Genomic DNA, 25,821 nt, shown 5'->3' with positions numbered 1-25,821 from the left:
TTAGGCAGCAGCGGTCTGGACGTTCATGTGTACAAAGTAAGGTTATTTGACGCTTTTCATTGTCAATATTTTGGCTGTTTTTCCGATCATTTTTGTTTGTGCCAAACTATTGACCTTCTGCTGGCCATCCTAAACAATTGCCAACGTAATGTCACATTGATATTTAAGCGGCGACCTGTTCTTTCAGTGCGTGTTCCTGCTCCTGTTTTGAACTTTCCGACATACGGTCATTCCGGTTGCCATCATCCGATGCAGCGCCACGTTTCGCTGTGATTCATGACAAGAGTTCTGGGAATAATCCAACCATGCGTTCGCACCTGCTCAAGGCTTTACCCTTCGTCCTCGCCGCCAGTTTCGTACAAGCACAAACCTTGCCGCAGGCCATGCAACAGGCTTTGGATGTCCATCCTGAAATCCAGGCCGGCGTGAACAGCCGTCTTGCGGCGGATTACCAACTCAAGGCGGCCAAGGGCGGCTACCTGCCTAGAGTGGACCTTGCAGCCGGATATGGCCGCGAAGGCACCGACAGCGTCACCACCCGTTCGGGCGGTAATAACCATTGGGAAACCCTGAACCGCAGCGAATCGAGCCTGCGCTTGTCGCAAATGGTTTTTGACGGTTTTGCGACGTCCAGCGAAGTCGGGCGTCAACAAGCCACCGTCAATGCCCGTGCCTATTCGTTGCTGGACGCCTCCGAGCGCACCGGTTTGACCGTGGCCCAGGTTTACCTGGACGTGCTGACCCGTCGTGAGTTCGTGCGCCTGGCCGAGGAAAACCTCAAGAGCCACGAACGCATTTTCGACCAGATCAAGCTGCGCACTTCCCGTGGCGTGGGCAGCGGCGCAGACCTGGACCAGGCCGAAGCGCGCATGGCCCAGGCCCGCAACAACTTGATCACCGAACAAACCAACCTGGCCGATGCCGAGACCAACTACCTCAGCGCCGTCGGCCAACTGCCCGACCAACTGGAGCGTCCTGCCGATTTTCTGGCATTGCTGCCGGCCAACCTGACCGAAGCCCGCGCCCAGATGCTGGAAAACAGCCCGGTGCTGCGTTCGGCCGAAGCCGACATCGCTGCCGCCGAGCAACAGTATGAAGCCGCCAAGTCGAGCTTCTACCCACGCTTCGATGCTGAGTTGGGTCGCACCGCCGACAACGACCTGGACGGCCAGAACGGTCACAACAATGAATGGCAAGCCATGCTGCGCATGCGTTTCAACCTGTATGCCGGTGGCAGCAACAAGGCCGACCTGGAATCCAAGTCGTACCTGTCCAACCAGGCCCTGGACATCCGCAACAACGCGCTGCGCCAGTTGAACGAAGAACTGGGCCTGGCCTGGAACGCCTTGAACAACGCCAACGCCCAGGTGCCGGTCGCCCAGCAATACGTAGACCGCAGTGCCAACGTGCGCACCGCCTACCAGAAACAATTCAGCCTCGGCGAACGCACGCTGCTCGACTTGCTCGACAGTGAAAACGAGCTGTTCAGCGCTTCCCGTCGCCTGGCGGAAATCAAGAATGTGCAGCTGTTCACCCAGTACCGGATCAAGGCAACCATGGGCCAGTTGTTGAAAAGCCAGGGTGTGGTCGCGCCGTTGGCATCCGTTGTGCAGAACGACGTGAAACCCAAGGTCCAGTTGCCTGGGATGAATTGAGTCCTACCAGCCGTTTTAATCAGTCAGAGTGCCGAGCGTGGAATCAGAAGTCAGTCCAGTCGAACTAGTTCATGACCCGCGCACGCTGCACGACGACCCGCTGCTGGACGGTCTGCTGGCGCTCTGCATGCTGCATCAGAAGCCGGCCAGCGCGGCGATGCTCACCACCGGCCTGCCGCTGCCCAAGCAACGGCTGAGCGTCGAATTATTGTCGCGCGCGGCAGCCCGTGCCGGTCTGCAAGGACGGGTGTTGCAACGCAAGCTCGAGCAAATTCCAACCATCGCCATGCCGGCGCTGCTGCTGCTTAAAGACGGCCGCAGCGCCGTATTGCTGGGCTGGGTCGGTGACGACCAGGCGCGATTGCTGCTCAGCGAAAGCGACGGCGGTGAGGTGACCGTCAGCCGCGAGCTGCTGGCCGATGACTACAGCGGCAAGGTGTTCTTCGCCCAACCGCAGCATAAATTTGACGTTAACCACGGCACGCTCATTCCCCGGGCGCGTTCGTGGTTTCGCGACACCCTCAAGCGCTCCCGTTGGCTGTACGCCGATGCCATCGCCGCCAGCCTGTTGATCAACATCATCGCCATGGCCGCGCCGTTGTTCGTGATGAACGTCTACGACCGCGTCGTGCCGAACCAGGCCGAATCGACCCTGTGGGTATTGGCCGTCGGCATCACCGGCGCCTATGTGTTCGACCTGATCCTCAAGATGCTGCGCAGCCTGTGCCTGGACCTGGCGGGCAAGAAAACCGACTTGATCATTTCGGCGACGCTGTTCGAGCGCATCGTCGGCATGGCCATGAAACACCGCCCGGCGCGGGTCGGCAGCTTTGCCCAGAACATCCATGAATTCCAGAGCCTGCGGGACTTCCTCGCCTCGCTAACCCTCACCAGCCTGATCGATTTGCCGTTCACCCTGCTGATCTTCATGGTCATCGCGATTATCGGTGGGCACCTGGTGTGGATTCCGGTGCTGGCGTTCCCGATTGCCCTGCTGATCGGCTATGCCTTGCAGAAGCCGTTGGTCGCGACCATGGAGCGCACCATGGCCCTGGGCGCCGAGCGCCAGTCGAGCCTGATCGAAACCCTGGCCGGCCTGGACGCGGTGAAGGTCAACAACGCCGAGAGCGAGCGCCAGTACCAATGGGAACAGACCATCGGCACCCTCAGTCGCCTCGAACTGCGGGTGAAGATGCTGTCCGGCCTGGCGATGAACATCACCTTGCTGATCCAGCAATTGGCCGGGGTGATCATGATCGTCTTCGGGGTTTACCTGATCATCGCCGGCAACCTGAGCATGGGTGGGCTGGTGGCCTGCTACATGCTCAGCGGCCGCGCCCTCAGCCCGTTGGCCTCGCTGTCGGGCCTGCTGACCCGTTACCAGCAGGCGCGGGTGACCATGACCTCGGTCGACCAGATGATGGAGCTGCCCCAGGAGCGCAATTTCGACGAGCGCCCACTGAGTCGCAAGGTGTTGCAGGGCGCCGTTGAATGCCGGCAGTTGAACTTCACCTACCCGAACCAGCAGAACCCCGCGCTGAAGAACATCAACCTGGTGATCAAGCCGGGCGAGAAAATCGGCATCATCGGCCGCAGCGGCTCGGGCAAGAGTTCCCTGGCCAAGTTGCTGGTGGGCCTTTATCAGCCCGATGACGGCGCCTTGCTGGTGGACGGCGTGGACATCCGCCAGATCGACGTCAGCGAGCTGCGCTACAACATTGGCTACGTGCCCCAGGACATCCAATTGCTGGCCGGGACCCTGCGGGACAACCTGACCTCCGGTGCCCGTTACGTCGAAGACGAACTGGTGCTCCAGGCCGCTGAGCTGGCCGGCGTGCATGAGTTCGCCCGCCTGCATCCGCAAGGCTATGAACTGCAAGTTGGCGAGCGCGGGCAGAACCTGTCTGGTGGCCAACGCCAGAATGTCGCCCTGGCCCGTGCGTTGTTGCTCAACCCGCCGATCCTGCTGCTGGACGAACCCACCAGCGCCATGGACAACACCGGTGAAGAACGCTTGAAACAGCGCCTGGCCGCCGTGGTGGAAAACAAGACCGTGCTGCTGGTGACGCACCGGGCCTCCTTGCTGTCCCTGGTGGACCGCCTGCTGGTGATCGACCGTGGACAGATCCTCGCCGATGGCCCGAAAGCCGCCGTCATGGAAGCGTTGAAGAAGGGGCAGATCAGTGTTGCTTAAATCAGGTTTCAAGGGCGCTGTGGGTCGTTACTTCAAAGGTTCCGACTCACTGCATGGCCAACCGCTGCCCGAGGTCAACAAAGCCCTGATCGAGGACGCTCCCCGGGTGGTGCGCCTGACAATCTGGGGCATCATCGGCTTCTTTGTGTTCCTGGCGCTGTGGGCCAACTTCGCCGAGATCGACGAAGTGACCAAGGGCGACGGCAAGGCGATCCCCTCGTCCAAGATCCAGAAGATCCAGAACCTGGAAGGCGGCATCGTCGCAGAGCTGTTCGTGAAGGAAGGGCAGATCGTCGAGGCCGGCGCGTCGTTGATTCGCCTGGACGACACGCGGTTCGTCTCCAACGTCGGTGAGACCGAAGCGGATCGCCTGTCCATGCTGTTGCGGGTCGAGCGCCTGAGTGCCGAGGTTGATGACCGGCCACTGAACTTCCCGGCCGATGTGCTCAAGGCGGTGCCGGGCCAGGCCGCCAGCGAAGAGTCGCTGTACATCAGCCGTCGCCAGCAATTGCACGATGAAATCGGTGGCTTGCAGGAGCAGTTGATCCAGCGCCAGCAGGAACTGCGTGAGTTCGTCTCCAAGCAGGCGCAGTACCGCTCCGGCCTCGCGCTGCAACGCCAGGAAATCAACATGTCCGAGCCGCTGGTGGCCCAAGGCGCGGTGTCGCCGGTGGAAGTGCTGCGGCTCAAGCGCGCCGAAGTCGAGACCCGTGGGCAACTGGACGCCACGACGCTGGCGATTCCTCGCGCCGAATCGGCGATCAAGGAAGTGCAGCGCAAGATCGACGAGACCCGCGGCAAGTTCCGCAGCGAAGCCCTGACCCAACTCAACGAAGCACGCACCGACCTGAACAAGGCCCAAGCCACCGGCAAGGCCTTGGAAGACCGCGTGAGCCGTACCCTGGTGACCTCGCCGGTGCGCGGCATTGTCAATAAACTGCTGGTGAACACCATCGGCGGCGTGATCCAGCCCGGCAGCGACCTGGTGGAAATCGTGCCGCTGGACGACACCCTCCTGGTGGAAGCGAAAATCCGTCCCCAGGACATCGCCTTCCTGCACCCCGGCCAGGACGCCACGGTGAAATTCACGGCGTACGACTACACCATCTACGGTGGGATGAAAGCCAAGCTGGAACAGATCGGTGCCGACACCATCACCGATGAAGACAAGAAGACCACCTACTACATCATCAAGCTGCGCACCGAACGCAGCCATCTGGGCACGCCTGAAAAGCCCTTGCTGATCATCCCTGGGATGGTGGCGTCGGTGGACATCATCACCGGCAAGAAAACCGTGCTCAGCTACCTGCTCAAGCCAATCATCAAGGCCCGGTCCGAGGCGTTGCACGAGCGGTAAGGGCCGGGTAGTTGATCATTCTGTGGCTTGGTAGCTTTTGTGGCGAGGGAGCTTGCTCCCGCTTGAGTGCGCAGCACTCATCGCTTTTTTTGGGGCCGCTGCGCGCCCCAGCGGGAGCAAGCTCCCTCGCCACAGTGTGGGGCTAACCCTTAAACCCCTGTGGGAGCGGGCTTGCTCGCGAAGGCGGTTTGTCAGTCAATGTATATGTAGCTGACCCGACGCATTCGCGAGCAAGCCCGCTCCCACACTGGATTTGTGTTGAACCGAAATACTGAAATCAACACCGATTAACTGTGGGAGCGGGCTTGCTCGCGAAGGCGGTTTTCAATTCACCGCAGGCCTGTCAGCCCGCCGCTTGAACCTCCAGCCGATCCATCGCCCGCTCCACCAACAAATGCACCCCATCGGCCATCCGGCTGATCGCCAGGATGACGCTACGGCGCGAACCGTCGACATCATCGGCCAGGTCGGCGGCGATGGCGCTGATGGACAGCAGGTCTTCGGAAGCATTGGCCAGCAGGGTTTCGGTGTCGATATCAGGGGCGACCATGAAAAGTTGGGATGCTTGGGTTTTGCCCGAGGCTTCAGCGGTGGGTTTGGGGTTGAGGTAGTAGTCGAGGGCGCGCTCGGCGGCTTCGTCGAGTTTTTTGGATTTCGAGGATTTGTCGGACGTGTTGCCAGGGTTTCCTGGCGGATTCGGAGTTACCTTGAACATGTTTTGGCTTCCTATTCAATCAGAGCCGCCCTAGCTCGCTTGCACGCGATATAAGGGTGGCAGCTATGTGAGGGTGTGCAAGACCGAGTAGGAACCACCAAAAAAACCTCGGCAGACCCGAAGGTCTCCCCACACACAGCCGCCATAAAACACGGGCACGAATGCTCATTAAATGGCTGGTGGCATTATTTGGCGTTCTTTTACCCGGACTTGCACGTCCGTGTCACCGTTTTTTCAGTGACAAACCCAGACTAGCGGTGAGCCCAAAGGCGGACAAGTTCACCAACATCGCCGCAACTTGAAGGAAATCTCCTAGGACTCAACTGTAGGTAAGCGGTACACAGAACCTGTGGCGAGGGAGCTTGCTCCAGCTCGGCTGCGCAGCAGTCGTAAAACCGGGCAATGCGGTGTGCCTGACGGAATGCTGGGGCCTGCTTCGCAGGCCAGCGGGAGCAAGCTCCCTCGCCACGGTGGGTTGTCTGGGCTGACGCCATCGCGAGCAGGCTCGCTCCCACAGTGGGACGGGGGTGGTCTCGATATAGGGTTCGACACAAAACCCCTGTGGGAGCGAGCTTGATCGCGATGACAATCTTCAATTCACCGCTAACCTGACACTTAAATCCCTGTGGCGAGGGAGCTTGCTCCCGCTGGCCTGCGAAGCAGGTCTCGTTGGCGAGATTTAATTATCGCTGCCAGCCCATCAGCCAATTAAAGCCCCTCCCATTTCCTTTAGACTGGCCGCCCTCAAGCAAGCCTTCAGGACATGGAATGCCAACCCCTCACAGCCCTCTTCGCAACGCCCTGGTCGTTTGGTTGTACGCGGCGGCCCTGATGCACCTGCTCGCCGGCGTCATGCTGACGTGGGCGGGTCACTCTGGCTTGCTCGATCACTATCTGAGCACCATTGAACAGGCTTTCTGGGGCACCAATGCCGTGCCCGCCACGGCCCACGCACAACAAGTCTGGTGGCTGGCCTTGTTCGGCGCCACATTGCAGAGCTATGGGCTGTACATGCTCGCCCTTGTCCACATCGGTCATCGATTGAAGCGCGCCATGCCCTGGGGTTGGCTGATCGCCGGCATCCTGCTGTGGGCACCCCAGGACATGTGGATTTCCGCCCAGGCACAGGTCTGGTCGCACCTGTGGTTCGACAGCTTCGCACTGCTCGTTTTATTGCCGCCGCTGTTCTGGCTCTATCGCCACGACCGCCGTACCTCCCTGACTGACAACGCGTCGAGTGATTCCAACCATGGCTGATTTTTCACTGCTGGACTGGGCCATCGCCCTGCTGATCGCCCAAGCCATCCTCGGTGCGCTGGACACCCTGTATCACCACGAACTCACCGTCGCCTTGCCCTATCGCCACAGTGCGCGGCTGGAGCTGTCGATCCACGCCCTGCGCTCGTGCTTTTACGGGATCCTGTTCCTGGGCATGGCGCATCTGGCCTTCGAGGGAACGTGGGCGATTGTCATCGCGCTGCTGTTCGCCCTGGAGATTTGCCTGACGCTCTGGGACTTCGTGGTCGAGGACCGCAGCCGCAAGCTGCCGCCCATCGAGCGCATCATGCACACGGTGCTGGCGGTCAACGGCGGGGCCTTCTTCGCGTTGTACGGCGTGCAATTGGCCCAGTGGGCGAGTTTGCCCACCGGCCTGAGCGCGATCGACCTCGGTTGGCGCGGCTGGCTGCTGACCTTGTTCGCCATCGGGGTCACGGCCTCGGGGATTCGCGACGGCTTGGCGGCCTTGCGCATGCAACGCGCCGGCAAGCCGGCCAACCCATTTGCCGGCGGCGCCTACAAGCGCGTGCTGGTCACGGGGGGCACCGGGTTTATCGGCGAGACCCTGGTCAATCAATTGCTCGACGCCGGGCACACGGTCAGCGTGCTGGCTCGCGATCCGTTGAAAGCGGCCTATCTGTTTGACGGCCGCGCCCGCTGCCTGCGTTCGCTGGGCAAGCTGGGCCATAACGAAATGTTCGATGTGGTGATCAACCTGGCGGGTGCCCCGGTGGCCGGGCCGCGTTGGAGTCCCAAGCGCCAGGCGCAACTCATTGCCAGCCGGGTCAACACCACCGAAGCCTTGATGGCCTGGTTGAAAAACGCCCGGCACAAACCGGCGTTGTGGATACAGGCCTCAGCCGTGGGTTTTTACGGCGTGCGTGACGCCACCGAAAGCCTCGATGAAAGCGCCGCCCAGGGCGATGGCTTCATGGCTGAACTCTGTGTGCGTTGGGAAGCCTCCGCCCGGCCTGCCACTGAGTTGGGCGTGCGTCAGGTGGTGATGCGCCTGGGCGTGGTGTTCGGTCCGGGCGGTGCGTTGCTGCCGTTGCTGATTCCGTTTCGCCTGGGGTTCGGCGGGCGCATGGGCGACGGTCGGCAAATCATGAGTTGGGTGCATCGCGATGACGTGATCCAAGTGATCGCCCGAGCCTTCGATGATGAAAGCCTGTGCGGCACCTACAACCTGGTGGCACCGGAGACGGTCAGCCAGGCGTTGTTTGCCGAAAGTGTCGGCAAGGTGCTCAAGCGTCCGGTGTGGTTCCACATCCCTGCCGCGCCGGTACGCGCCTTGGCTGGCGAGATGGCCCAGCTGTTTTTCGACGGCCAGCGGGTGGTGCCCAATCGTCTCGTCGAGGCCGGCTATACGTTCCGTTACCCGACGCTCGACGCCGCCCTGCGCGACTTGGCCTGAGGAGCGCCCATGAGCAAGCCCCGGATGTACCTGCTGGCCGGCAACGGCAGCGCGGCCGATTGGTGGGACGACGCGTTGCCGCATTTTCAACACCACGACGTCGTGCCGCTGGAACTGCCCGGTTTTGGCAACAACCCCCACGCTCCTTGCGAAGACCTGGCGGCCTACGCGCAGGCGTTGCTGGCGGCAACGGACAAGGGCAGCGCGATCATGGCGGTCGGGGTCAACGCCTTGCTGGTGCTGCACGCCTTGCAACGGCAACCGGGACACTTTTGCCGCAGCGTGTTGCTGGCGCCGGTGGGCGCGTTTTTGTGGCAGCGGCGACTGCCGGCATTGATGTCGCCGCTGCCGATTCGAAAGACCATTCATTGGCTGCTGGCGAACAAGCCGACGCTGTTTGCCCACAAGTTCTCCAGCCAGGCCTGGACGCCCGCGCAATACCAGCGCATGGGCGCCGGCTACGCTCGTTGCCGAGCCTTTGTGCCGCACTGGGACCTGGTGCGTGCCGACACCGCGTTGCCATTGCTGGAATGGATCACCGACCCGGTCGAACTGGTGTGGGGCGATCAGGACAAGGTATTGGGCATTGCGCAGGCGGCGGCCTGGTCGGCCATTCTGGCCCGTGCCGACTTGACCATCAGCCTGAAGCCCGGTTGGGGCCACTACCCGTGGATCGACTCGCCCGCTGAATTCACGGCATGGCTGGAGTCTGGCGAGCGTGGTTTTGTCGCGCATACCAAAGGCGGCCGCTTGCGTCTCGCGGCGCTGGCGGGGCAGCCGGTGCCGGCGGCGCTGTCGCTCAACCACTGCGATGATCCGCGCCTGCGGGGTTTTTTGGACGGCCAGCCGGACGCTACCTGGGCGGTGCGCTCCTCCAGTTACGGCGAGGACCAGGCCGATGCGGCCAACGCCGGCTTGAGCACCACGTTCCTGCGCGAGCCGACGCACAACGTGCCGGCGCGCATTGCCGAGCTGAGTACGGCGGGTGTCGAGGAAGTGGTGGTGCAGCGTTTCATCGCGCCACGGCTGTCGGGGATCGCGTTCGTGCGTCACCTGTCCGTTGAGCTGGAATGGGTCGAGGGGCACCTGGAGTCGTTGGCCGATGGCCAAGTGAGCCCCGAGCGGGCGGTTATTTCCCGCCTCGGCGAGGCATGGAACAGCGACACGTTCAAGCCAGTCCACGGCCTGACCCCCGAGGCGCTATGGCGCTTTCTGCAAGGCGTACTGCGGGTCTTTCACTACGTGCCCGGCGACGTCGAATGGGCCTGGGACGGCACCCAACTGTGGCTGCTGCAATATCGGCCGATCAGCGACTACGGCTGGCGCCGCCACCTGACCGCTGCCAACATCGCCGAGATCCTGCCGCCCCGACCCAGTGTGTTGGTGGAGTACGCCCAGCGTCGCGCGGCGGCAAGCATTCCGGCGATCATGGCGCGTTGGGATTCGCGGGTACTGCAGGACAACGAGCCCTTCACGGCAGTGTTTGGCGGCGCTTCGTACATCAACAATGACCTGTTTCTAGCCCGGCTGGCCGACTGGGGCATCAGCGCCAGCAGCTACGCCGGCGAAGTCGGTGGCGCCACCCCTCACCTGCCTTGGCGGCCACTGCGCCTGATGCGTTCGCTGCCGTTGTTCCTGCGCATGCAACGCATCGCCCGCGGGCACTTGTTGACGCTGGAAAACGGTTTGCGACGTTTTGACCGAGAGCTGCGCGAACTGACCGAACAAGGCGCCGACGGCCAGCAACTGGCCGACTGGTTTACCCGCTTCTACGTGTTCGTAGTGCAGGGCAACCTGTGCATCGCCAGCGCCTTGGCCAGCAGTGGCGGCGACTGGCTGGGGCGGCCACCGACCGCTTATGACAACCTTGAACACAGCCCTCATCGCCTGCCGTGGGAAACCGATCCGGCGACACCACGCCCGGCGCCGATCGCGCTACCGTTGCAGGCCTTTCCACAATGGCCCCTGGCGATTCGCTTGGCCCATGGCGCCGGCCTGCCGGGGCTGCGCGGTTATTACTTGCAAGTGCGCGAGTGGTATCGCGACAACCTGATGCGGATTTTCTTTCGCTTGCATCACGCCATGCCCGCCGCTGACCAGGCGCATTGGTTCGCCCCGCACCCGGATATCCGCAGCCGTGACGGCAGCTTCTGGCAGGACGGTCGTGAAGGCACCGAGCAGGCGAGTGGTTTCTTGATTTACCCGGGGCAGGCTCAAGGTATTTTGGGCGAGGACATCCTGTTGGAGGACACCCTGGACCCTGGTCGCCACGCCCACTATCAAAGCGCCCGTGCGGTGATCGCGCGCATGGGTGGCCGCCTGTCCCACGGCTCGACGCTGCTGCGTGAATTGCGCAAACCTTCGGCGGTATTGCCTCAGGTTGATATGGGGTGGTTGGGGCGCGAGGTGGTGTATTGCGATGGGGTGTTGAGGTTGGTGGAGTAGGCAGCGCGATGATCCGTCGATCACAGAACCTGTGGCGAGGGAGCTTGCTCCCGCTGGGTTGCGCAGCAACCCCAAGCAATTTGAATGCGATCTGCCTGATACACCGAGGCGTTAGGGTTTCGGACTGCTGCGCAGTCCAGCGGGAGCAAGCTCCCTCGCCACAAGGAGTGCGTTCAACTCTGGAGCTGTTCTCAATCCCCATAAACGAAAAAACCGGCCGAAGCCGGTGTTTTCACCCCAACGGCCAGAGAACTTAATCTCTGCGTACAGGGTTGAGTGGGGTCATCCCAAGTTGAAGAAGTCGTGAGGTCAACGCTGCCCTCGCCACAGAGATTTTCCCTCTCTTCACCGCTACTCCCTTGACGCCCCCCACCGCTGTCGTAGACTCCGCCCATCCGTCAGGGAGTAACGGTCATGCGACGTTTGTGCAGTTGGGTTGTGGGATTGGCCTTCATCACGTGCGGGGTTCAGGCGCAGACGCCGGCTTCCGATGATCCGTTGCTGGAGAGCAACGCCTCGACCAGTGCGTCGGCCAGCGAGGCGCGTGGCGTGCTTCGAGCACGGGACCAGGCAGTGTTGGCCAGCGAGTTGGCCGGGCGGATTGTCGAGTTGCCGTTCAGCGAGGGCGAGTCGTTCAAGAAGGGTGACACTCTGGCGCGTTTCGATTGTTCGGCCTATCAGGCCCAGCTCAATGCGGCCCAGGCGGCCAGCCGTGGTGCCGGTGAAGAACTGGCCCATAACCGGCAGTTGGCGGCGTTGAAATCCGTTGGGCGTTTCGAGGTGTCGCGGGCCGAGGCGCGGCTCAGCGAGGCCCAGGCGCAATCCCAGGTGTACCAGGTGCAGGTCAAGCGTTGCAGCGTGATCGCGCCGTTCGATGGACAGGTGGTGGCGCGCAAGGTCCAGCGTTATGAAAGCGTCGCGGCCGGCGCGCCATTGCTGGATGTGGTCGATAACCGCACCCTGGAGATTCACCTGCTGGTGCCTTCACGCTGGATGGACCGGCTCAAGCCCGGCCAGCCCTTTACCTTCGTCCCCGATGAAACCGGCAAGCCGTTGCAAGCGACGGTCAAGCGCCTGGGCGCGCGCATCGACGAGGGCAGCCAGACGCTGCTGCTGGTGGCGAACGTGCCGGATGCCAGCGGCCTGCTGTCCGGCATGAGCGGCACGGCGCGTTTCTCGGAGTCGAAGTGAACGCGCCAGTGACGGGCAGTACCGAGCAGGTGTTCGCCCGCTTCCTCGATCTGGAGCGCCAGACGAGGGCTGCGCGTACACCGGAGCAGCTGAGTTACAGCCTGGTCAACGACGGCCAGGCGCTGTTCGGCTTTCGCCACGCCGCGTTGTTGATCGCCGGCAAGGTCCAGGCCGTGACCGGGGTCAGTACCGTGGAACCGAACGCGCCGTTCGTGGCGTTTGTCGAGCAGGCGGTGGCGCAGTTGTTCAAGCTGGGCCTGTTGAACCAGGCCCGGGTGATCGCCGCCGATGGGGTGAGCGAATCCATCCGGGCAGACTGGCGCAGCCTGTCGGCCGGGCAAGTGTTCTGGCTGCCGTTGATCGATCATCAGGGCCAGGTGTTCGGCGGTTTGTGGTTGGCCCGCGACCTGCCATGGACGCCGCCGGAGCAAGTGCTGTTGTCGCAACTGGGCGACACCTACAGCCATGCGTGGTTGGCGTTGCAACCGCGCAAGCCATGGCGCCTGCGCTGGACACGCAAGCGCCAGGTGGCGCTGGTGGCGCTGTTGCTGCTGGGCTTGCTGATCCCGGTGCGCCAGTCCGTGTTGGCCCCGGCCGAAGTGGTGCCGCTGGGCGGGCAAGTGGTGGCGGCGCCGTTGGATGGGGTGATCGCCGAGTTCCTGGTCAAGCCCAACCAGAGCGTCAAGAACGGCGACCTGTTGTTGCGTTTCGAAAGTACCAGTCTCAAGGCCCAGGCCGATGTGGCCGAGCGGGCGTTGGGCGTGGCCGAGGCCGAACTCAAGGCCAATTCCCAGCGCTCGTTTGCCGACGCTGAATCCAGTTCCAAGATTGACCTGCTGGCTGCCCGCGTCGAGCAGAAGCGCGCCGAGCGCAACTACGCACTTGAACTGCTCAAGCGCAGCGAAGTGCGCGCCGAGCGGGATGGCATCGCGGTGTTTGCCGACGCTGAGCGCTGGCTCGGCAAGCCCGTGCAGACCGGTGAACGGCTGATGGAAATCGCCGATCCAAACCAGGCCGAGTTACGCATTGAATTGGCGGTGGGTGACGCGATTGCCTTGGAGCCCGGTGCGCAAGTGGCGTTGTTTCTCGACAGCGACCCGTTGCAGCGGCACCTGGCCCGGCTCGAACGTTCGGCCTATGAAGCGCAGCCTACCGCCGCCGGCCAACTGGCGTATCGATTGGATGCGCGTTTCGATGCCACGGCGCCGCGCATTGGCCTGCGAGGCACGGCGAAGGTCTTCGGCGACCGTGCCCCGCTGGCGTTGTACCTGCTGCGGCGGCCGCTGGCCGGCCTGCGCCAGAGCGTAGGCCTGTAGCATGGACTTGCCAAGCCTGCGGCCGGACCTGCAACTGTCCCCGGCGGCCTCAGACCCGGACGGTTCGCCGCAGTGGACCTTGGCCGATCCGGTGCGCGGACGCTACTTCAAGCTGGGCGCGGCGGCGATGCGCATGTTGCGGCACTGGTCCCTGGGCGATCCGGAACAGGTACTGCAGGCCGCGAACCGCGAGCCGGGCCTGCCGCTCAATGGCGAATCGCTGGAGCAGTTGCTGGGCTTCTTGCGTGGTCATGACCTGATCAGCGCGATGGACCCGCAACAGCGTGACAGTTATCTGTTCAAGACCGCCGCGCAACGCCAGAGCGTGTGGCAGATCCTGCTGCATCAATACCTGTTTTTTCGCATTCCGCTGTGGCGCCCGGACGCCTTTCTCAATCGGGCCTGGCCCTGGTTGGCGCGGTTCGGCCCCGGGATCCTGCGTTATGGCCTGCCGCTGACCCTGGGTCTCGGCATCTTCCTGGTGTCGCGGGACTGGCAGCGATTCGTCGCGACGTTTCCACACCTGTTCAGCCTGGGTGGTGCGCTGGCGTTCGGGGCGGCGTTGCTCTTCGCCAAGCTGTGCCACGAGTTCGGCCATGCCTTCATGGCCAAGCGCGCCGGTTGCCGGGTACAGAGCATGGGCGTGGCGTTCATGGTGCTGTTGCCGATGTTCTATACCGACGTCAGCGACGCCTGGCGGATCAGGGATCGCCGCGCACGGTTGCTGATCGGTGCCGGTGGGGTGCTGGCCGAATTGCTGCTGGCGTGCATCGCGCTGCTGGCCTGGTCGCTGTTGCCCGACGGGCCGGCACGTACCGCGGCGTTCATGTTGGCCAGCGCCACCTGGATCACCACGTTGATCATCAACCTGAACCCCTTCATGCGCTTCGACGGGTATTTCCTGCTCAGTGATTTCTGGGCGGTGGATAACCTTCAGGGGCGGGCGTTTGCCCTGTGTCGCTGGCGCCTGCGCGAAGCCTTGTTCGGGTATGGCGCGGCGGCGCCGGAACCCTGGTCGCCGAAGATGCGTCGGCGTTTGCTGGTGTGGGGTTATGGCTCGTGGCTGTGGCGGGCATTGTTGTTTTTCGGGATTGCCTTGGCGGTCTATCACCTGTTCTTCAAGGTGCTGGGCATTTTTCTAATGATGGTGGAATTGGTGTGGTTCATTTTCATGCCCATCGTGAATGAGTGGCGGCAATGGTGGAGTCGTCGTGAGCAAGCCCACGGCGGGCGGATGCTCCTGAGTGGCCTGGTGTTGCTGGCGCTGCTGCTGGTGTTGCTGCTCCCCTGGCGCAGCGCGGTGGAAGTGCCGGCCATGCTCGAGGCCGGGCGCGCCAGTGCCTTGCATGCGCCGGTGGCGGCGCGGGTCAAGCAGGTGAATGTGCACGACGGCCAGACCGTGGCCCAGGGCGATGTGCTGATTGAGTTGGAGTCGCCGGACATGGCGTCGCGCCTGGCCATTGTGCGCCGGGAAATCGAGATCCAGCAGTTGCAGATGCGCCGTCAGGCCGGGCGCAGCGAAACCGCCGCCGATGCCGGCATCGTCGAACAGCAACTGGCCGAAGCGGTGGCCGAGTACCGCGGCCTGGTGGCCCAGCGCGAACGGCTGTTGTTGCGTGCGCCCCATGCCGGCCAGGTGCGCGATGTGTTTCCGCAACTGTCGATAGGGCGCTGGTTGTCACCCACACAGGCGCTGGCGCGGGTGGTGCAGACCGATTCGCGGTTGCGCGGCTACCTCACCGAAGCCGAGCTTTGGCGGGTCGGGCCGGGTGCCACGGGCCGGTTCATCGCTGACGATCCGATGCACACATCGATGGCCGTGCGGTTGAATGAAATCGACACCAACGGCGTGGCCTGGGTCGAACAGCAAGCGTTGACGTCCGACCATCACGGACCGATTGCGGTGCGCCGCGACTCGCAACAACGGGCCGAGCCGGTGCAGGCCCAGTACGGCGTGCGCCTGAGTACGGTGGACGCCACGTCCGCTCCGGTGCAGCCGCTGCGTGGCGTGGCGGTGTTGCAGGGCGAGGGCGAGTCGGTGTTGGGAGCGGCCTGGCGTCGGTTGGCGGCGTTGGGTGTCAGGGAAAGCGGGTTCTAGGCCTAGGGGGCAAGCATGGATTTGGTGGCGGCAGAGGGGTTGGTGGTGCGTCCATCGCGGATCAGCGATGGTCCGTTCCTGCAGGGCCTGTACCAGGCGGCGCGGCCGGACCTGCAATGGATCGACGGCGAACATGAACAGGTACAGCAGGTGATTGCCCAGCAGTTCCAGGTGCAGGAGCAAGGGTTGGGCGAGAACTTCCCCAACGCCATGCATTACGTCGTGGAAAAACTCGGCACTGCGATTGGCGCCCTGAGCACGGATTTTGGCCCCAATGAGATTCGCGTGCTGTATCTGGCCTTCATCCCGCAGGCCCGTGGCCAGGGCTATGGCCGGGCGGTGTTGCAAGGGGTGCAGAAAGCCGCGCAACAGATCCGCTGCCCGGTGGCGACCGTGGTCTGGGCCAGCAACCCCCACGCCCGTCGGCACTACCTGGCGCTGGGCTTCGAAGTGCAAGAGCGCAACCCGGCGGCGGAGCGGTTGGTCTGGTATCCGAAAGGCGACTGAATGACGCCGTACCCCTGTGGGAGCGAGCTTGCTCGCGAAGGCGATCTTCCATCCATCCGGAACCCGTGGCGAGGGAGCTTGCTCCCGCTGGCCTGCGAAGCAGGCCCTCTGTCTTTCTCCAGTCGGACAGTTTTGCAGGTTTTGCGACTGCTTCGCAGCCGAGCGGGAGCAAGCTCCCTCGCCACAGGTTCCGGGTCGTCTGGGCTGACGCCATCGCGAGCAAGCTCGCTACCACAGTTTGAAATGAGTCCAGTCAGTTAAACGCAATATAGAAATACCCCAGCGTCGGATCCCGCCCCATGGGCGGTATCCGTGATACAAACACCCCCTCGATCTTGCCCAGTTCCGGCACTTCCAGAGCGCAGAGTCCGTCGACGAATTCAGTACCTTCCAGGCTGTTGAATTCCACGCTGAACGGCATCCGCGCGGTGTTCGGCATCTTTGCCCGTGGGCTTTCTTCAAGGGTTTCGAAGCGCACCGGCAGGCAGCTGCCGTCGGGGAGGGTCAGGCTGCCGGTCTGGCCCAGCAGCGGTTGGAAATGGCGGCTATGAACCTGTTGCAGCATGTCGACACTCCAAAGGGCCGGAGGACCGCAGCCCTCCGGCGGCTCATCAGTTACGGGACGGGAAGTAGCCTTGAAGGGCGATGCTGAAGTTGATGGCCAGGAACGGGTTCATGACCGTCATCGGCGTGTTGCCGCCCGTGGGGGCGACCGTGCCGTTGACCGTGGTGGTCACGCCTTGCAGCGGCACTGGCGAAGCGCCTATCTGGTCGGAATAGATCGCCGCCGAGCCCGGCCCGGTGCCCGAGGTGCCGATGAACGAGTTGGTGGCCGTGGGCGTATTCACCGGGTTGCTGGCCGGGTTGGCCAACTGCAGGGTAGTGGAAGCGGTGATGCCGGTGAGGGCATGGGTGTGGTTGGGCAGGTTGTTGAGCGTTGCCGTGACGTTTTCGGTGCCGGATATCTCTCCGATGACCCGCGGGGTCAGGCCCAGGCCACTGCCTTGGCCCATGGGCAGGCGACCTTGCAGGTTGGGCAGCATGAAGGTGGTCTGGCCGTTGCCTCCGTAGGTCACGCCGATCAGGGCGAACAAGGTCTGGTACTGGGAAAGGGCAAGCGTCTGCCCGTTGCACAGCGCCCAATCCCTGGGTGCAAAGTTAAAGGCAAACGACTGGATAGTGCCGATGAATACTTCCATAGATTCCTCATCCTGCAGGTGATTGGGTCTTGCAGTGCCCGGACGTGAAGGACAAGAGTGCGATCAGCCCGACTCCTTGATTCCCTGGCCTGGTCACGCACGGCTGAGCGTAGACCGGGATGTTTGATTTTGCCGAGCGAAGCGGGCGGAAAAATGTCGCGACACGGCTTAATCGATTCAGGTTCCCGAGCGACGCTACCGTCCATCCTTTTTTACGGCTTGGGATGAATCTGATATCAAAGTACTACTAGGCGAAGATCGTTTCCTCGGCTACGCTTCGGCTACAAAGGGACTACAAACAAAGGTGAATGGATTGCCGCAGTTTCACTTCATTTCCGGTTTGCCGCGCTCAGGCTCGACCCTGCTCTCTGCCATTTTGTTGCAGAACCCGCGCTTTCATGCCGGCATGACCAGTCCCGTCGGCACGCTGTTCAACAGCGTCCTGCAGCAATGCAGCGCCGGCAGCGAGTTCGGCTCGGTGATCGACACCGACCTGCGCCGCCGCCTTTTGCGCGGCCTCTTCGATTCCTACTACGCCGACAAAGCCGAAAAGCCGGTCATCTTCGACACCAACCGCCAATGGTGTGCTCGCCTGCCAGCCCTGCAGGACCTGTTCCCCCAAGCCAAGACCATCGCTTGCGTGCGCAACGTGGCCTGGGTGCTCGACAGCCTGGAGCGGCTCTACCGCGCCAACCCGTTCGAGAACACCAAGCTGTTCAACGACGATGATGAGCGCAACACCGTCTACAGCCGCTGTGAAACCCTGGCCCAGCGCAACCGCCTGGTGGGGTTCGCCTGGACGGCGCTCAAAGAGGCCTATTACGGCGAGAACGCCGAGTCGCTGCTGATCGTTGACTACGATTTGTTGAGCCAGGCCCCTGAGCGGGTGATGCGCCTGGTGTACGAATTCATCGGCGAGCCCTGGTTCGAACACGATTTCAATCACTTGACCTACGACGCACCGGCCTTCGACCAGGCCTTGGGCGTGGCCGGCCTGCATAAGGTCAAGCCCAAGGTCGCGCCGCAAGCCCGGCGGACCTTGCTGCCGCCGGATCTGTTTGAAAAGTATGCCGAGTTGTCGTTCTGGCGCGATGGGTCCGCAAGCGCCGCCAATGTCATTCGTATGAAAACCGACGCCGCCGTCAGCTGACTGCGGTTTTTTTCATTTGCGTGTTCAAGAAGTTCGAGTCCAGGTGATCGTCATGTGGTGGAGCAAAGGCAAATCGCGGGTAACCGAGGGCGCTCAGGCCCTGGCATCGCCAATGATCATGTCCCTGGAGCCGCGAATGCTGTTCGACGGCGCGGTGGCGGCCACCGTGGCCGATGCCGCGCAGCCGGACGCCCAGCCCACTGCCGAGGCGGCCAAGACGCCAACGGCGGACCAGCCGACCGATACCCATGCGCCCCAGGGCCAGGTCGATGCCACCCAGGCTGCCGTGCCGGGCAAATCCGTGGTGTTTGTCGATTCCCGGGTCAAGGATTCCGCCAGCCTGCTCGAAGGCGTGGCGCCCGGTACCCAGGTCGTACAGCTGGATGCCACGAAGGACGGCTTGCAGCAGATTGCCGATTACCTGGACACCCACCAGGGCGTCAGCTCGGTGCAGATCATTGCCCACGGCAACGCCGGTGATTTGTGGCTGGGCAACAGCTACCTGTCGGCGGATAACGTCCAGGCCCGCAGCGAAGTGCTGGCGCAGATCGGCCAGGACATGAACGCCGGTGGCGATATCCTGATCTATGGCTGCTACACCGCCGAAGGCGAGCGTGGTTTGAGCCTGGTGGATTCATTGGCGCAGTTGACCGGCCGCGATGTGGCGGCGTCCAACGACCGCACCGGCCTGGGTGGCGACTGGGACCTGGAAATCGCCACCGGCACCATCGAAAGCGCCAACGTGCTCTCGGCCAATGCCATGAGCGAGTACCAGTGGGGCCTGGCCACCTGGACCGCCACCAACAACCTCAATAACGGCGTGGGCTCTCTGCGCGCCGCCTTGTTGTCTGCACAGAGCGGCGACATCGTCACTTTCAATACCAGCATGACCGTCGCCCTGACCCAGGTGCTGGTGGTCGACGAGAACATCACCATCGATGGCGACCTCAATAACGACAACGTCGCCGACGTGACTCTCGACGGTCAGAACCGCACCCAGATACTGCAAGTGACGTCCGGCACCACGGCCACCCTCGATGGCCTGGTGATTACCCGAGGCATGGTGGCAGGCAACGGTGGTAACGGCGGCGACGATGCGCTGGTGTCCCAGGGCGGCGGCATCTACAACGCCGGCACCTTGACCCTGCGCAACGTTACGGTCACCGCGAACGCCGCGTCGGGCGGCGGTGGCGGCGGCGGTGTGACGCCGCAATACGCCGGTGGCGGTGGCGGTGGTGGTGGCGCGGTCGGTAGCGGTATCGGCGGCAAGGGCGGCGACACGCTCAACTCCACGGGCTCCAATGGCTCGGCCGGGCAGGGTGGCGCGGGCGGCGGCTTCTTCAACATTGGCGGGCGTGGTGGTTCCACCACGGGTGGCGCCGGCGGTGCGGCTTACCCGGGCTACAGCACCGGTTCGGCCGGCGGCACGGCCAGCAGCGGTGGCTTGTCCATCGGCGGTGGCGGCGGCGGTGACGGGTATGACAACTTCGGCGGCGACGGCGGCGGTGCGGTCGGTGGTATCTATAACGACACCGGCGCGACCCTGCGGATCATCGGCAACTCGACCATTTCCAACAACGTCGGCGCCGGCGGTGGCGGTGGTGGCGGCGGGGCGGGCGGTAGCTATCTCCAGGCAGGTGGTGCGGGCGGTGTCGGTGTCGGCGCCATCTGGAACAAGGGCTCGATCCTGATCACTGCCGCCAACTTCGCCGCCCTGGCCGGCAACGTCGGCGGCAGCGGCGTGGGTGGGACGAGTGCGGGCACCGCAGGTGTTTCGCCAGCGTCGGTGGCCAACGTCTACGGCGATGGCGGCACCATCAATACCAACTATGTGCCGGACGAGACGCCGCCCACCGCGACCGTCGTGGTGGCCAATACCAACCTGAACTCCGGCGGCACGTCGACGGTGACCATCACCTTCTCCGAAGCCGTGACCGGCCTCACCGCGGCGGACCTGACGGTGCAGAACGGCACCGTCGGCACCTTGACCACTGGCGACGGCGGCATCACTTGGACCGGTACGTTGACCGCGGCCAGCAACATCGCCGACACCACCAACATCATCACCCTGAACAATACCGGCGTGGCCGACCTGGCTGGCAATGCCGGGGTGGGCACCACCGATTCGAACAATTACATCGTCAACGACACCGTGGCGCCTACGGCGTCCATCGTGGTGAGTGACACGGCCCTCAGGATTGGCGAGACCTCGACAGTCACCATTACTTTCTCCGAGGCCGTCAGCGGTTTCACAGCCGCCGACCTCACCGTCGCCAACGGCACGCTCAGCGGCCTGAGCACCAGCGACGGCGGTATCACCTGGACGGCCACGCTGACGCCGGACGCGCCAGTCACCGATACGTCCAATCTCATTGTCCTGAACAACACGGGCGTGGCGGACCTCAATGGCAACGCCGGCGTGGGCACGACCAACTCCAACAACTACGCCATCGACACGCAACGCCCGACTGCCACCATCGTGGTAGCCGACACCGCGCTGCGTGCTGGGGAAACCTCCGTGGTGACCATCACCTTCAGCGAGGCCGTGAGTGGTTTTACCACCGCCGACCTGACGGTCGCCAATGGCACGGTCACCGGCCTGAGCAGCAGTGACGGCGGCATCACCTGGACCGGGACGCTGACCCCGAGCGCCAGCATCACTGACACCAGCAACCTGATCACCCTGGATAACACCGGCATTGCCGACCTGTCCGGAAACGCCGGCAGCGGTACCACCGACTCAAACAACTACGCCGTCGATACCCAGCGTCCGACCGCTTCCATCGTGGTGGCCGATAACGCGCTGAACATCGGCGAAACGTCCCTGGTCACGATCACCTTCAGCGAGGCCGTCACCGGTTTCACCCTGGCGGACCTGACCGTGGCCAACGGCTCCTTGAGCGGGCTGAGCAGCAGCGACGGCGGCATCACCTGGACCGCGACGCTCACCCCGAACGCCAGCGTCACCGACGCCACCAACCTGATCATCCTGGCCAATACCGGCGTGGCCGATGCGGCAGGGAACAATGGCAGCGGCACAACCAGCTCCAACAACTACGCGGTCGACACGCAGCGGCCCACTGCTAGCATCGTTGTAGCCGACACCTCCCTGAGCGTCGGCGAAACCTCGCTGGTGACCATCACCTTCAACGAAGCGGTGACCGGCTTTACCGCCGCCGACCTGACGGTCGCCAACGGCACGGTCACCGGCCTGAGCAGCGGCGACGGCGGCATTACCTGGACCGGGACGCTCACGCCAAGCGCCAGCACCAGCGACACCAGCAACCTCATCACCCTGGATAACACCGGCTTGACTGACGCGGCGGGCAACGCTGGCAGTGGCACCACCGACTCCAACAACTACGCCATCGACACCGCGCGTCCGACCGCCACCGTCGTGGTCGCCGACACGGCCATCGCCGTGGGCGAAACCTCGGTGGTGACCATCACCTTCAGCGAGGCGGTGACCGGTTTCACCCTGGCGGACCTGAGTGTCACCAACGGCAGCCTGAGCGGCCTGAGCACCAGCGACAACATTACCTACACCGCGACTTTTACGCCGAGCGCGGGCGTCAGCGATGCCTCCAACCTGATCACCCTCAATAACACGGGGGTGGTGGACGGCGCGGGCAATACCGGCAGCGGCACCACCGACTCCAACAACTACGCCGTCGATACCCAGCGTCCGACCGCTACCATCGTGGTGGCCGACACGGCGCTGAGCGTCGGCGAAACGTCGCTGGTGACCATTACCTTCAGCGAGGCGGTCACAGGTTTCGACAATTCGGACCTGAGCGTAGCCAACGGCACGCTGAGTGCGGTCAGCAGCAGCGATGGCGGCATCACCTGGACCGCGACGTTCACGCCCAGCCTTGGGGTCACCGACGTCTCCAACCTCATTGTCCTGAACAACACCGGGATCAACGATGGGGCGGGCAACACCGGCACCGGCACGACCAGTTCCAACAACTACGCCATCGACACCAACGTGCCGACGGCGACCGTGGTGGTGGCCGATTCGTCCCTGAGCATCGGTGAAACCACCGTGGTCACCGTGACCTTCAACTCGGCGGTCAGCGGGTTCGACAATGCGGACCTGACCGTCAGCAACGGCACCCTGAGCACCATGAGCAGCACCGACGGCGGCGTCACCTGGACGGCCACGTTCACGCCGAGCGCGAGCATTTCCGATACCAGCAACGTCATTACCCTGGACAATACTGGCTTGATCAACGGCGCGGGCAATGCCGGTGTGGGGACTACCGACTCGAACAACTACGCGGTCGACACGGTGCGTCCAACCGCGACCCTCGTCGTGGCCGACACGGCCGTTGCCGCTGGCGAGACTTCGCTGGTGACCATCACCTTCAGCGAGGCCGTGACGGCGTTCACCAGTGCCGACCTGACGGTCGCCAACGGCGTGATCTCAGGGTTGAGCAGCAGCGACGGCGGCATCACCTGGACCGCGACCTTCACGCCGACCGCTGGCGTCACGGACACCAGTAACGTCATCTCGCTCAACAGTGGCGGCATCGTCGACCTGGCCGGCAACGTCAACGTCGGCGGCACCGACTCCAACAACTACGCACTGGACACTGAACGTCCCACCGCAACGATCGTGCTGGCCGATTCCAACCTCAGTGTCGGTGAGACCTCGTTGGTGACCATCACCTTCTCCGAGGCGGTCAGCGGTTTCGACAATTCGGACCTGAGCGTTGCCAACGGCACACTCAGCGCTGTCAGCAGCAGCGATGGCGGCCTGACCTGGACCGCGACTTTCACGCCGACCCTCGGCGTGCGGGACGCGACCAACCTGATCGTCCTGAACAACAGCGGCGTGAGTGACGCGGCGGGCAACACCGGCACCGGCACGACCAACTCGGCCAACTACGCCATCGACACCCAGGTGCCGACGGCGACCATCGTGGTGGCCGATACGTCCCTGAGCATCGGTGAAACCAGCCAGGTAACCATCACCTTCAACGAAGCAGTGAGCGGTTTCGACAACAGCGACCTGACCATCAGCAACGGCACGCTGAGCAACGTGTCGTCCTCCGACGGCGGCGTTACCTGGACGGCCACGTTCACGCCGAGCGCGAGCATTGCCGACACCAGCAACCTGATCACCCTGGACAATACAGGTGTCGTCAACGTCTCGGGCAACGCCGGCGTCGGCACCACCGATTCGAACAACTACGCCATCGACACCGTGCGCCCGACGGCGACCATTGTCGTCGCCGACACCGCCATTGCCGCCGGCGAGACGTCGTTGGTGACCATCACCTTCAACGAGGCCGTGACGGGCTTCACCGATGCCGACCTGAGCGTCGCCAACGGTACGCTAAGCGGGTTGAGCAGCAGCGACGGCGGCATCACCTGGACCGCGACCTTCACGCCTGCCGCCGGCATCGCTGACACCAGCAATCTCATCACCCTCGCCAACAGCGGCGTCGCCGACCTGGCGGGCAACGCCGGCAGCGGCACCACCGATTCGAACAACTACAGCGTCGACAGCCAGCGTCCGACTGCCACCATTGTGCTGAGCGATTCGGTGTTGAAACCGGGCGAAACTGCCCAGGTGACCATCACCTTCAGCGAGGCGGTGACGGGTTTCAGCAACGCTGACCTGAGCGTGGCCAACGGCACCCTGAGCGCCGTCAGCAGCAGCGACGGCGGCCTGACCTGGACCGCGACGTTCACGCCGACCCTGGGCGTGACCGACGCCACCAACCTGATCACCCTGGACAATACCGGTGTGAGCGATGCGGCCGGCAACGCCGGGACAGGCACGACTGATTCGGCCAACTACGCGGTCGAGACACGCGTCCCGACGGCCACCATCGTGGTGGCTGACAGTGCGCTGCGGATAGGGGAAACCTCGCAGGTCACCATCACTTTCTCGGAAGCGGTCAGCGGTTTCGACAACAGCGACCTGACCATTAGCAACGGCACGCTGAGCAACGTCTCCTCTTCCGACGGCGGCGTCACCTGGACGGCCACCTTCACCCCGACCACCAGCATCACCGACACCAGCAACCTGATCAGCCTGGACACCAGCGGCGTGGTCAACGCCTCGGGCAACAGCGGTGTCGACGTGGTGAACTCCAACAACTACGCGATCGACACGGTTCGTCCAGGCGCGACCATCACCGTCGGCGATACCACCTTGGGCATTGGCCAGAGCACCACCGTGACCATCAGCTTCAGCGAGGCGGTGTCCGGTTTCGACCTGTCGGACCTCAGCGTCGCCAATGGCGTGTTGTCCAACCTCGCCAGCAGTAACGGCGGCCTGACCTGGACGGCGACACTGACGCCGACTGCGGGCGTCAACGATGCCACCAACCTGATTCTGCTCGACGCCAGCACTGTGCAGGACCTGGCCGGCAACGCCGGGGTGGGCATCGCGATTTCCAGCAACTATGCACTCGACGCCACCCGGCCGACGGCGACCATCGTCGTCGCCGATCCGGACCTGACGGTGGGCGAGACGACCCAAGTGACCTTCACCTTCAGCGAAGCGGTGACGGATTTCGACCTGTCGGACCTCAGCGTCACCAACGGTGAACTGACCAACCTGACCACCAGCGACGGCGGCAAGACCTGGACGGCGACATTCACGCCAACGGTGAACCTCACCGACCCGAGCAACTTCATCGCCCTGGACACCAGCAACGTCAGCGACCTGACGGGCAACGCCGGGGCCAGCGTGGCGGTGTCCAACAACTATGCGATCGACACCGTGGTGCCCAACGACGTGAAGCCGCCACCGGAGTTCCTGACGTCCGACCCGGTCACGGTGATCCCGCCGTCCGAGGTGCCGCTGCAACCGATCGTCTTTACCCCGCCGACCGGCAACCTGGGTTCGCCGCTGGGCTTCCCGCCGCTGTTCGAGCAACGGGACGTGGGTGGGGGCCTGCGGCCGATCGGGGATATTTTCATCAACCATGGCGCCCTGGCGCCGAGCTATATCGCCCAGGTGTTCAGCACTGACGCCGCCGGCGATGGTAGCGGCCAGGGGTTCCTGGGCTTTGGTGGGGGCGATGGCGGGGTGTTCGGCAGCAGTACGCTTTCCACCCTGTTCGGCCAGGACTCCGCGTCCGAGGGCGAGTCGATGGAGGCCTTCGGCAGCCAGTCGATGCAGGGCGGCGATGTGTCCCAAGGGGTGCGTGGGGTGTTCGGGGCGCCCACCCTGGGTCAGCAACTGCAACAGCTCAAGGACACTGAACAACATCAGGTCGACAGCCTGGCAACCGCGTTACGACAGGTCGGCATCAGCCAAATGCAGGCCTGAATTCTAAAAAA

At 63.5% G+C, this 25,821-nt stretch carries 15 protein-coding genes; 12 read left to right on the top strand and 3 right to left on the bottom strand.

All coding sequences use genetic code 11. The features are described from left to right. Positions 1 to 305 precede the first annotated feature (305 nt). The 3 genes from M1D99_RS28960 to M1D99_RS28950 are packed head-to-tail and all read left to right on the top strand — an operon-like array spanning position 306 to position 5,206. Entirely contained in the window at positions 306 to 1,655 is a 1,350-nt protein-coding gene (locus tag M1D99_RS28960; protein ID WP_186709501.1) for a TolC family outer membrane protein, read from the top strand. A gap of 37 nt (positions 1,656 to 1,692) precedes the next feature. Beyond that, positions 1,693 to 3,849, top strand: coding sequence for a type I secretion system permease/ATPase (locus M1D99_RS28955; protein ID WP_186709500.1), 2,157 nt, complete (start codon positions 1,693 to 1,695; stop codon positions 3,847 to 3,849). Then, entirely contained in the window at positions 3,839 to 5,206 is a 1,368-nt protein-coding gene (locus tag M1D99_RS28950; RefSeq protein ID WP_186709498.1) for an HlyD family type I secretion periplasmic adaptor subunit, read from the top strand. Before M1D99_RS28955 ends, M1D99_RS28950 begins: the two co-directional genes overlap by 11 nt. 343 nt (positions 5,207 to 5,549) lie before the next feature. Here the strand turns inward: M1D99_RS28950 and M1D99_RS28945 are convergent, their stop codons facing one another. After that, on the bottom strand, positions 5,550 to 5,921 hold the full coding sequence (locus tag M1D99_RS28945) for a DUF6124 family protein (RefSeq protein ID WP_434573147.1): 372 nt from the start codon (positions 5,919 to 5,921) through the stop codon (positions 5,550 to 5,552). 768 nt (positions 5,922 to 6,689) lie between these two features. Here M1D99_RS28945 and M1D99_RS28940 point away from each other — a divergent pair. The 7 genes from M1D99_RS28940 to M1D99_RS28910 all read left to right on the top strand — a co-directional run bounded on the left by M1D99_RS28940 (position 6,690) and on the right by M1D99_RS28910 (position 16,170). Further along, positions 6,690 to 7,178 carry a cell division protein gene (locus M1D99_RS28940; protein ID WP_458131186.1) on the top strand — a complete coding sequence of 163 codons (489 nt, stop codon included), beginning with the start codon at positions 6,690 to 6,692 and terminating at the stop codon, positions 7,176 to 7,178. Beyond that, entirely contained in the window at positions 7,171 to 8,613 is a 1,443-nt protein-coding gene (locus M1D99_RS28935) for a TIGR01777 family oxidoreductase (protein WP_458131185.1), read from the top strand. The genes M1D99_RS28940 and M1D99_RS28935 overlap by 8 nt, the downstream gene beginning before the upstream one ends. A gap of 9 nt (positions 8,614 to 8,622) precedes the next feature. Next, positions 8,623 to 11,058: an alpha/beta hydrolase gene (locus M1D99_RS28930; protein ID WP_458131184.1), complete on the top strand. Its 2,436-nt coding sequence runs from the start codon at positions 8,623 to 8,625 to the stop codon at positions 11,056 to 11,058. Positions 11,059 to 11,472: 414 nt separating this feature from the next. Beyond that, positions 11,473 to 12,249 carry an efflux RND transporter periplasmic adaptor subunit gene (locus M1D99_RS28925; RefSeq protein WP_458131183.1) on the top strand — a complete coding sequence of 259 codons (777 nt, stop codon included), beginning with the start codon at positions 11,473 to 11,475 and terminating at the stop codon, positions 12,247 to 12,249. Continuing rightward, positions 12,246 to 13,565, top strand: a complete 1,320-nt coding sequence (locus tag M1D99_RS28920; RefSeq protein WP_186709461.1) for an HlyD family efflux transporter periplasmic adaptor subunit — start codon at positions 12,246 to 12,248, stop codon at positions 13,563 to 13,565. Before M1D99_RS28925 ends, M1D99_RS28920 begins: the two co-directional genes overlap by 4 nt. Position 13,566: 1 nt before the next feature. Next, entirely contained in the window at positions 13,567 to 15,663 is a 2,097-nt protein-coding gene (locus M1D99_RS28915; RefSeq protein ID WP_458131182.1) for a biotin/lipoyl-binding protein, read from the top strand. A 15-nt stretch (positions 15,664 to 15,678) separates the two neighbouring features. Beyond that, positions 15,679 to 16,170, top strand: a complete 492-nt coding sequence (locus M1D99_RS28910; protein WP_458131181.1) for a GNAT family N-acetyltransferase — start codon at positions 15,679 to 15,681, stop codon at positions 16,168 to 16,170. 253 nt (positions 16,171 to 16,423) lie between these two features. Here the strand turns inward: M1D99_RS28910 and M1D99_RS28905 are convergent, their stop codons facing one another. Next, positions 16,424 to 16,735: a DUF6916 family protein gene (locus M1D99_RS28905; protein ID WP_250964233.1), complete on the bottom strand. Its 312-nt coding sequence runs from the start codon at positions 16,733 to 16,735 to the stop codon at positions 16,424 to 16,426. A gap of 46 nt (positions 16,736 to 16,781) precedes the next feature. Further along, on the bottom strand, positions 16,782 to 17,369 hold the full coding sequence (locus tag M1D99_RS28900) for a phage tail protein (protein ID WP_411386161.1): 588 nt from the start codon (positions 17,367 to 17,369) through the stop codon (positions 16,782 to 16,784). A 304-nt stretch (positions 17,370 to 17,673) separates the two neighbouring features. Here M1D99_RS28900 and M1D99_RS28895 point away from each other — a divergent pair, with 304 nt between their 5' ends. Both M1D99_RS28895 and M1D99_RS28890 read left to right on the top strand, forming a co-directional pair. Next, entirely contained in the window at positions 17,674 to 18,519 is an 846-nt protein-coding gene (locus tag M1D99_RS28895; RefSeq protein WP_458131180.1) for a sulfotransferase family protein, read from the top strand. A gap of 52 nt (positions 18,520 to 18,571) precedes the next feature. Beyond that, positions 18,572 to 25,810, top strand: a complete 7,239-nt coding sequence (locus M1D99_RS28890; RefSeq protein ID WP_458131179.1) for an Ig-like domain-containing protein — start codon at positions 18,572 to 18,574, stop codon at positions 25,808 to 25,810. Positions 25,811 to 25,821: the final 11 nt, after the last annotated feature.

The sequence above is a fragment of the Pseudomonas sp. R3-41 genome (genome assembly GCF_054161485.1).
The sequence above is the reverse complement of the archived record's forward strand: the minus strand, read 5'-3'. Positions and strand labels throughout refer to the sequence as shown.

Bases quoted from the DNA above. Each gene is read 5' to 3' on its own strand.
- M1D99_RS28960 (WP_186709501.1), top strand. From the start codon at position 306: ATGCGTTCGCACCTGCTCAAGGCTTTACCCTTCGTCCTCGCCGCCAGT.
- M1D99_RS28945 (WP_434573147.1), bottom strand. From the start codon at position 5,921: ATGTTCAAGGTAACTCCGAATCCGCCAGGAAACCCTGGCAACACGTCC.
- M1D99_RS28940 (WP_458131186.1), top strand. From the start codon at position 6,690: ATGCCAACCCCTCACAGCCCTCTTCGCAACGCCCTGGTCGTTTGGTTG.
- M1D99_RS28935 (WP_458131185.1), top strand. From the start codon at position 7,171: ATGGCTGATTTTTCACTGCTGGACTGGGCCATCGCCCTGCTGATCGCC.
- M1D99_RS28930 (WP_458131184.1), top strand. From the start codon at position 8,623: ATGAGCAAGCCCCGGATGTACCTGCTGGCCGGCAACGGCAGCGCGGCC.
- M1D99_RS28925 (WP_458131183.1), top strand. From the start codon at position 11,473: ATGCGACGTTTGTGCAGTTGGGTTGTGGGATTGGCCTTCATCACGTGC.
- M1D99_RS28915 (WP_458131182.1), top strand. From the start codon at position 13,567: ATGGACTTGCCAAGCCTGCGGCCGGACCTGCAACTGTCCCCGGCGGCC.
- M1D99_RS28910 (WP_458131181.1), top strand. From the start codon at position 15,679: ATGGATTTGGTGGCGGCAGAGGGGTTGGTGGTGCGTCCATCGCGGATC.
- M1D99_RS28905 (WP_250964233.1), bottom strand. From the start codon at position 16,735: ATGCTGCAACAGGTTCATAGCCGCCATTTCCAACCGCTGCTGGGCCAG.
- M1D99_RS28900 (WP_411386161.1), bottom strand. From the start codon at position 17,369: ATGGAAGTATTCATCGGCACTATCCAGTCGTTTGCCTTTAACTTTGCA.
- M1D99_RS28890 (WP_458131179.1), top strand. From the start codon at position 18,572: ATGTGGTGGAGCAAAGGCAAATCGCGGGTAACCGAGGGCGCTCAGGCC.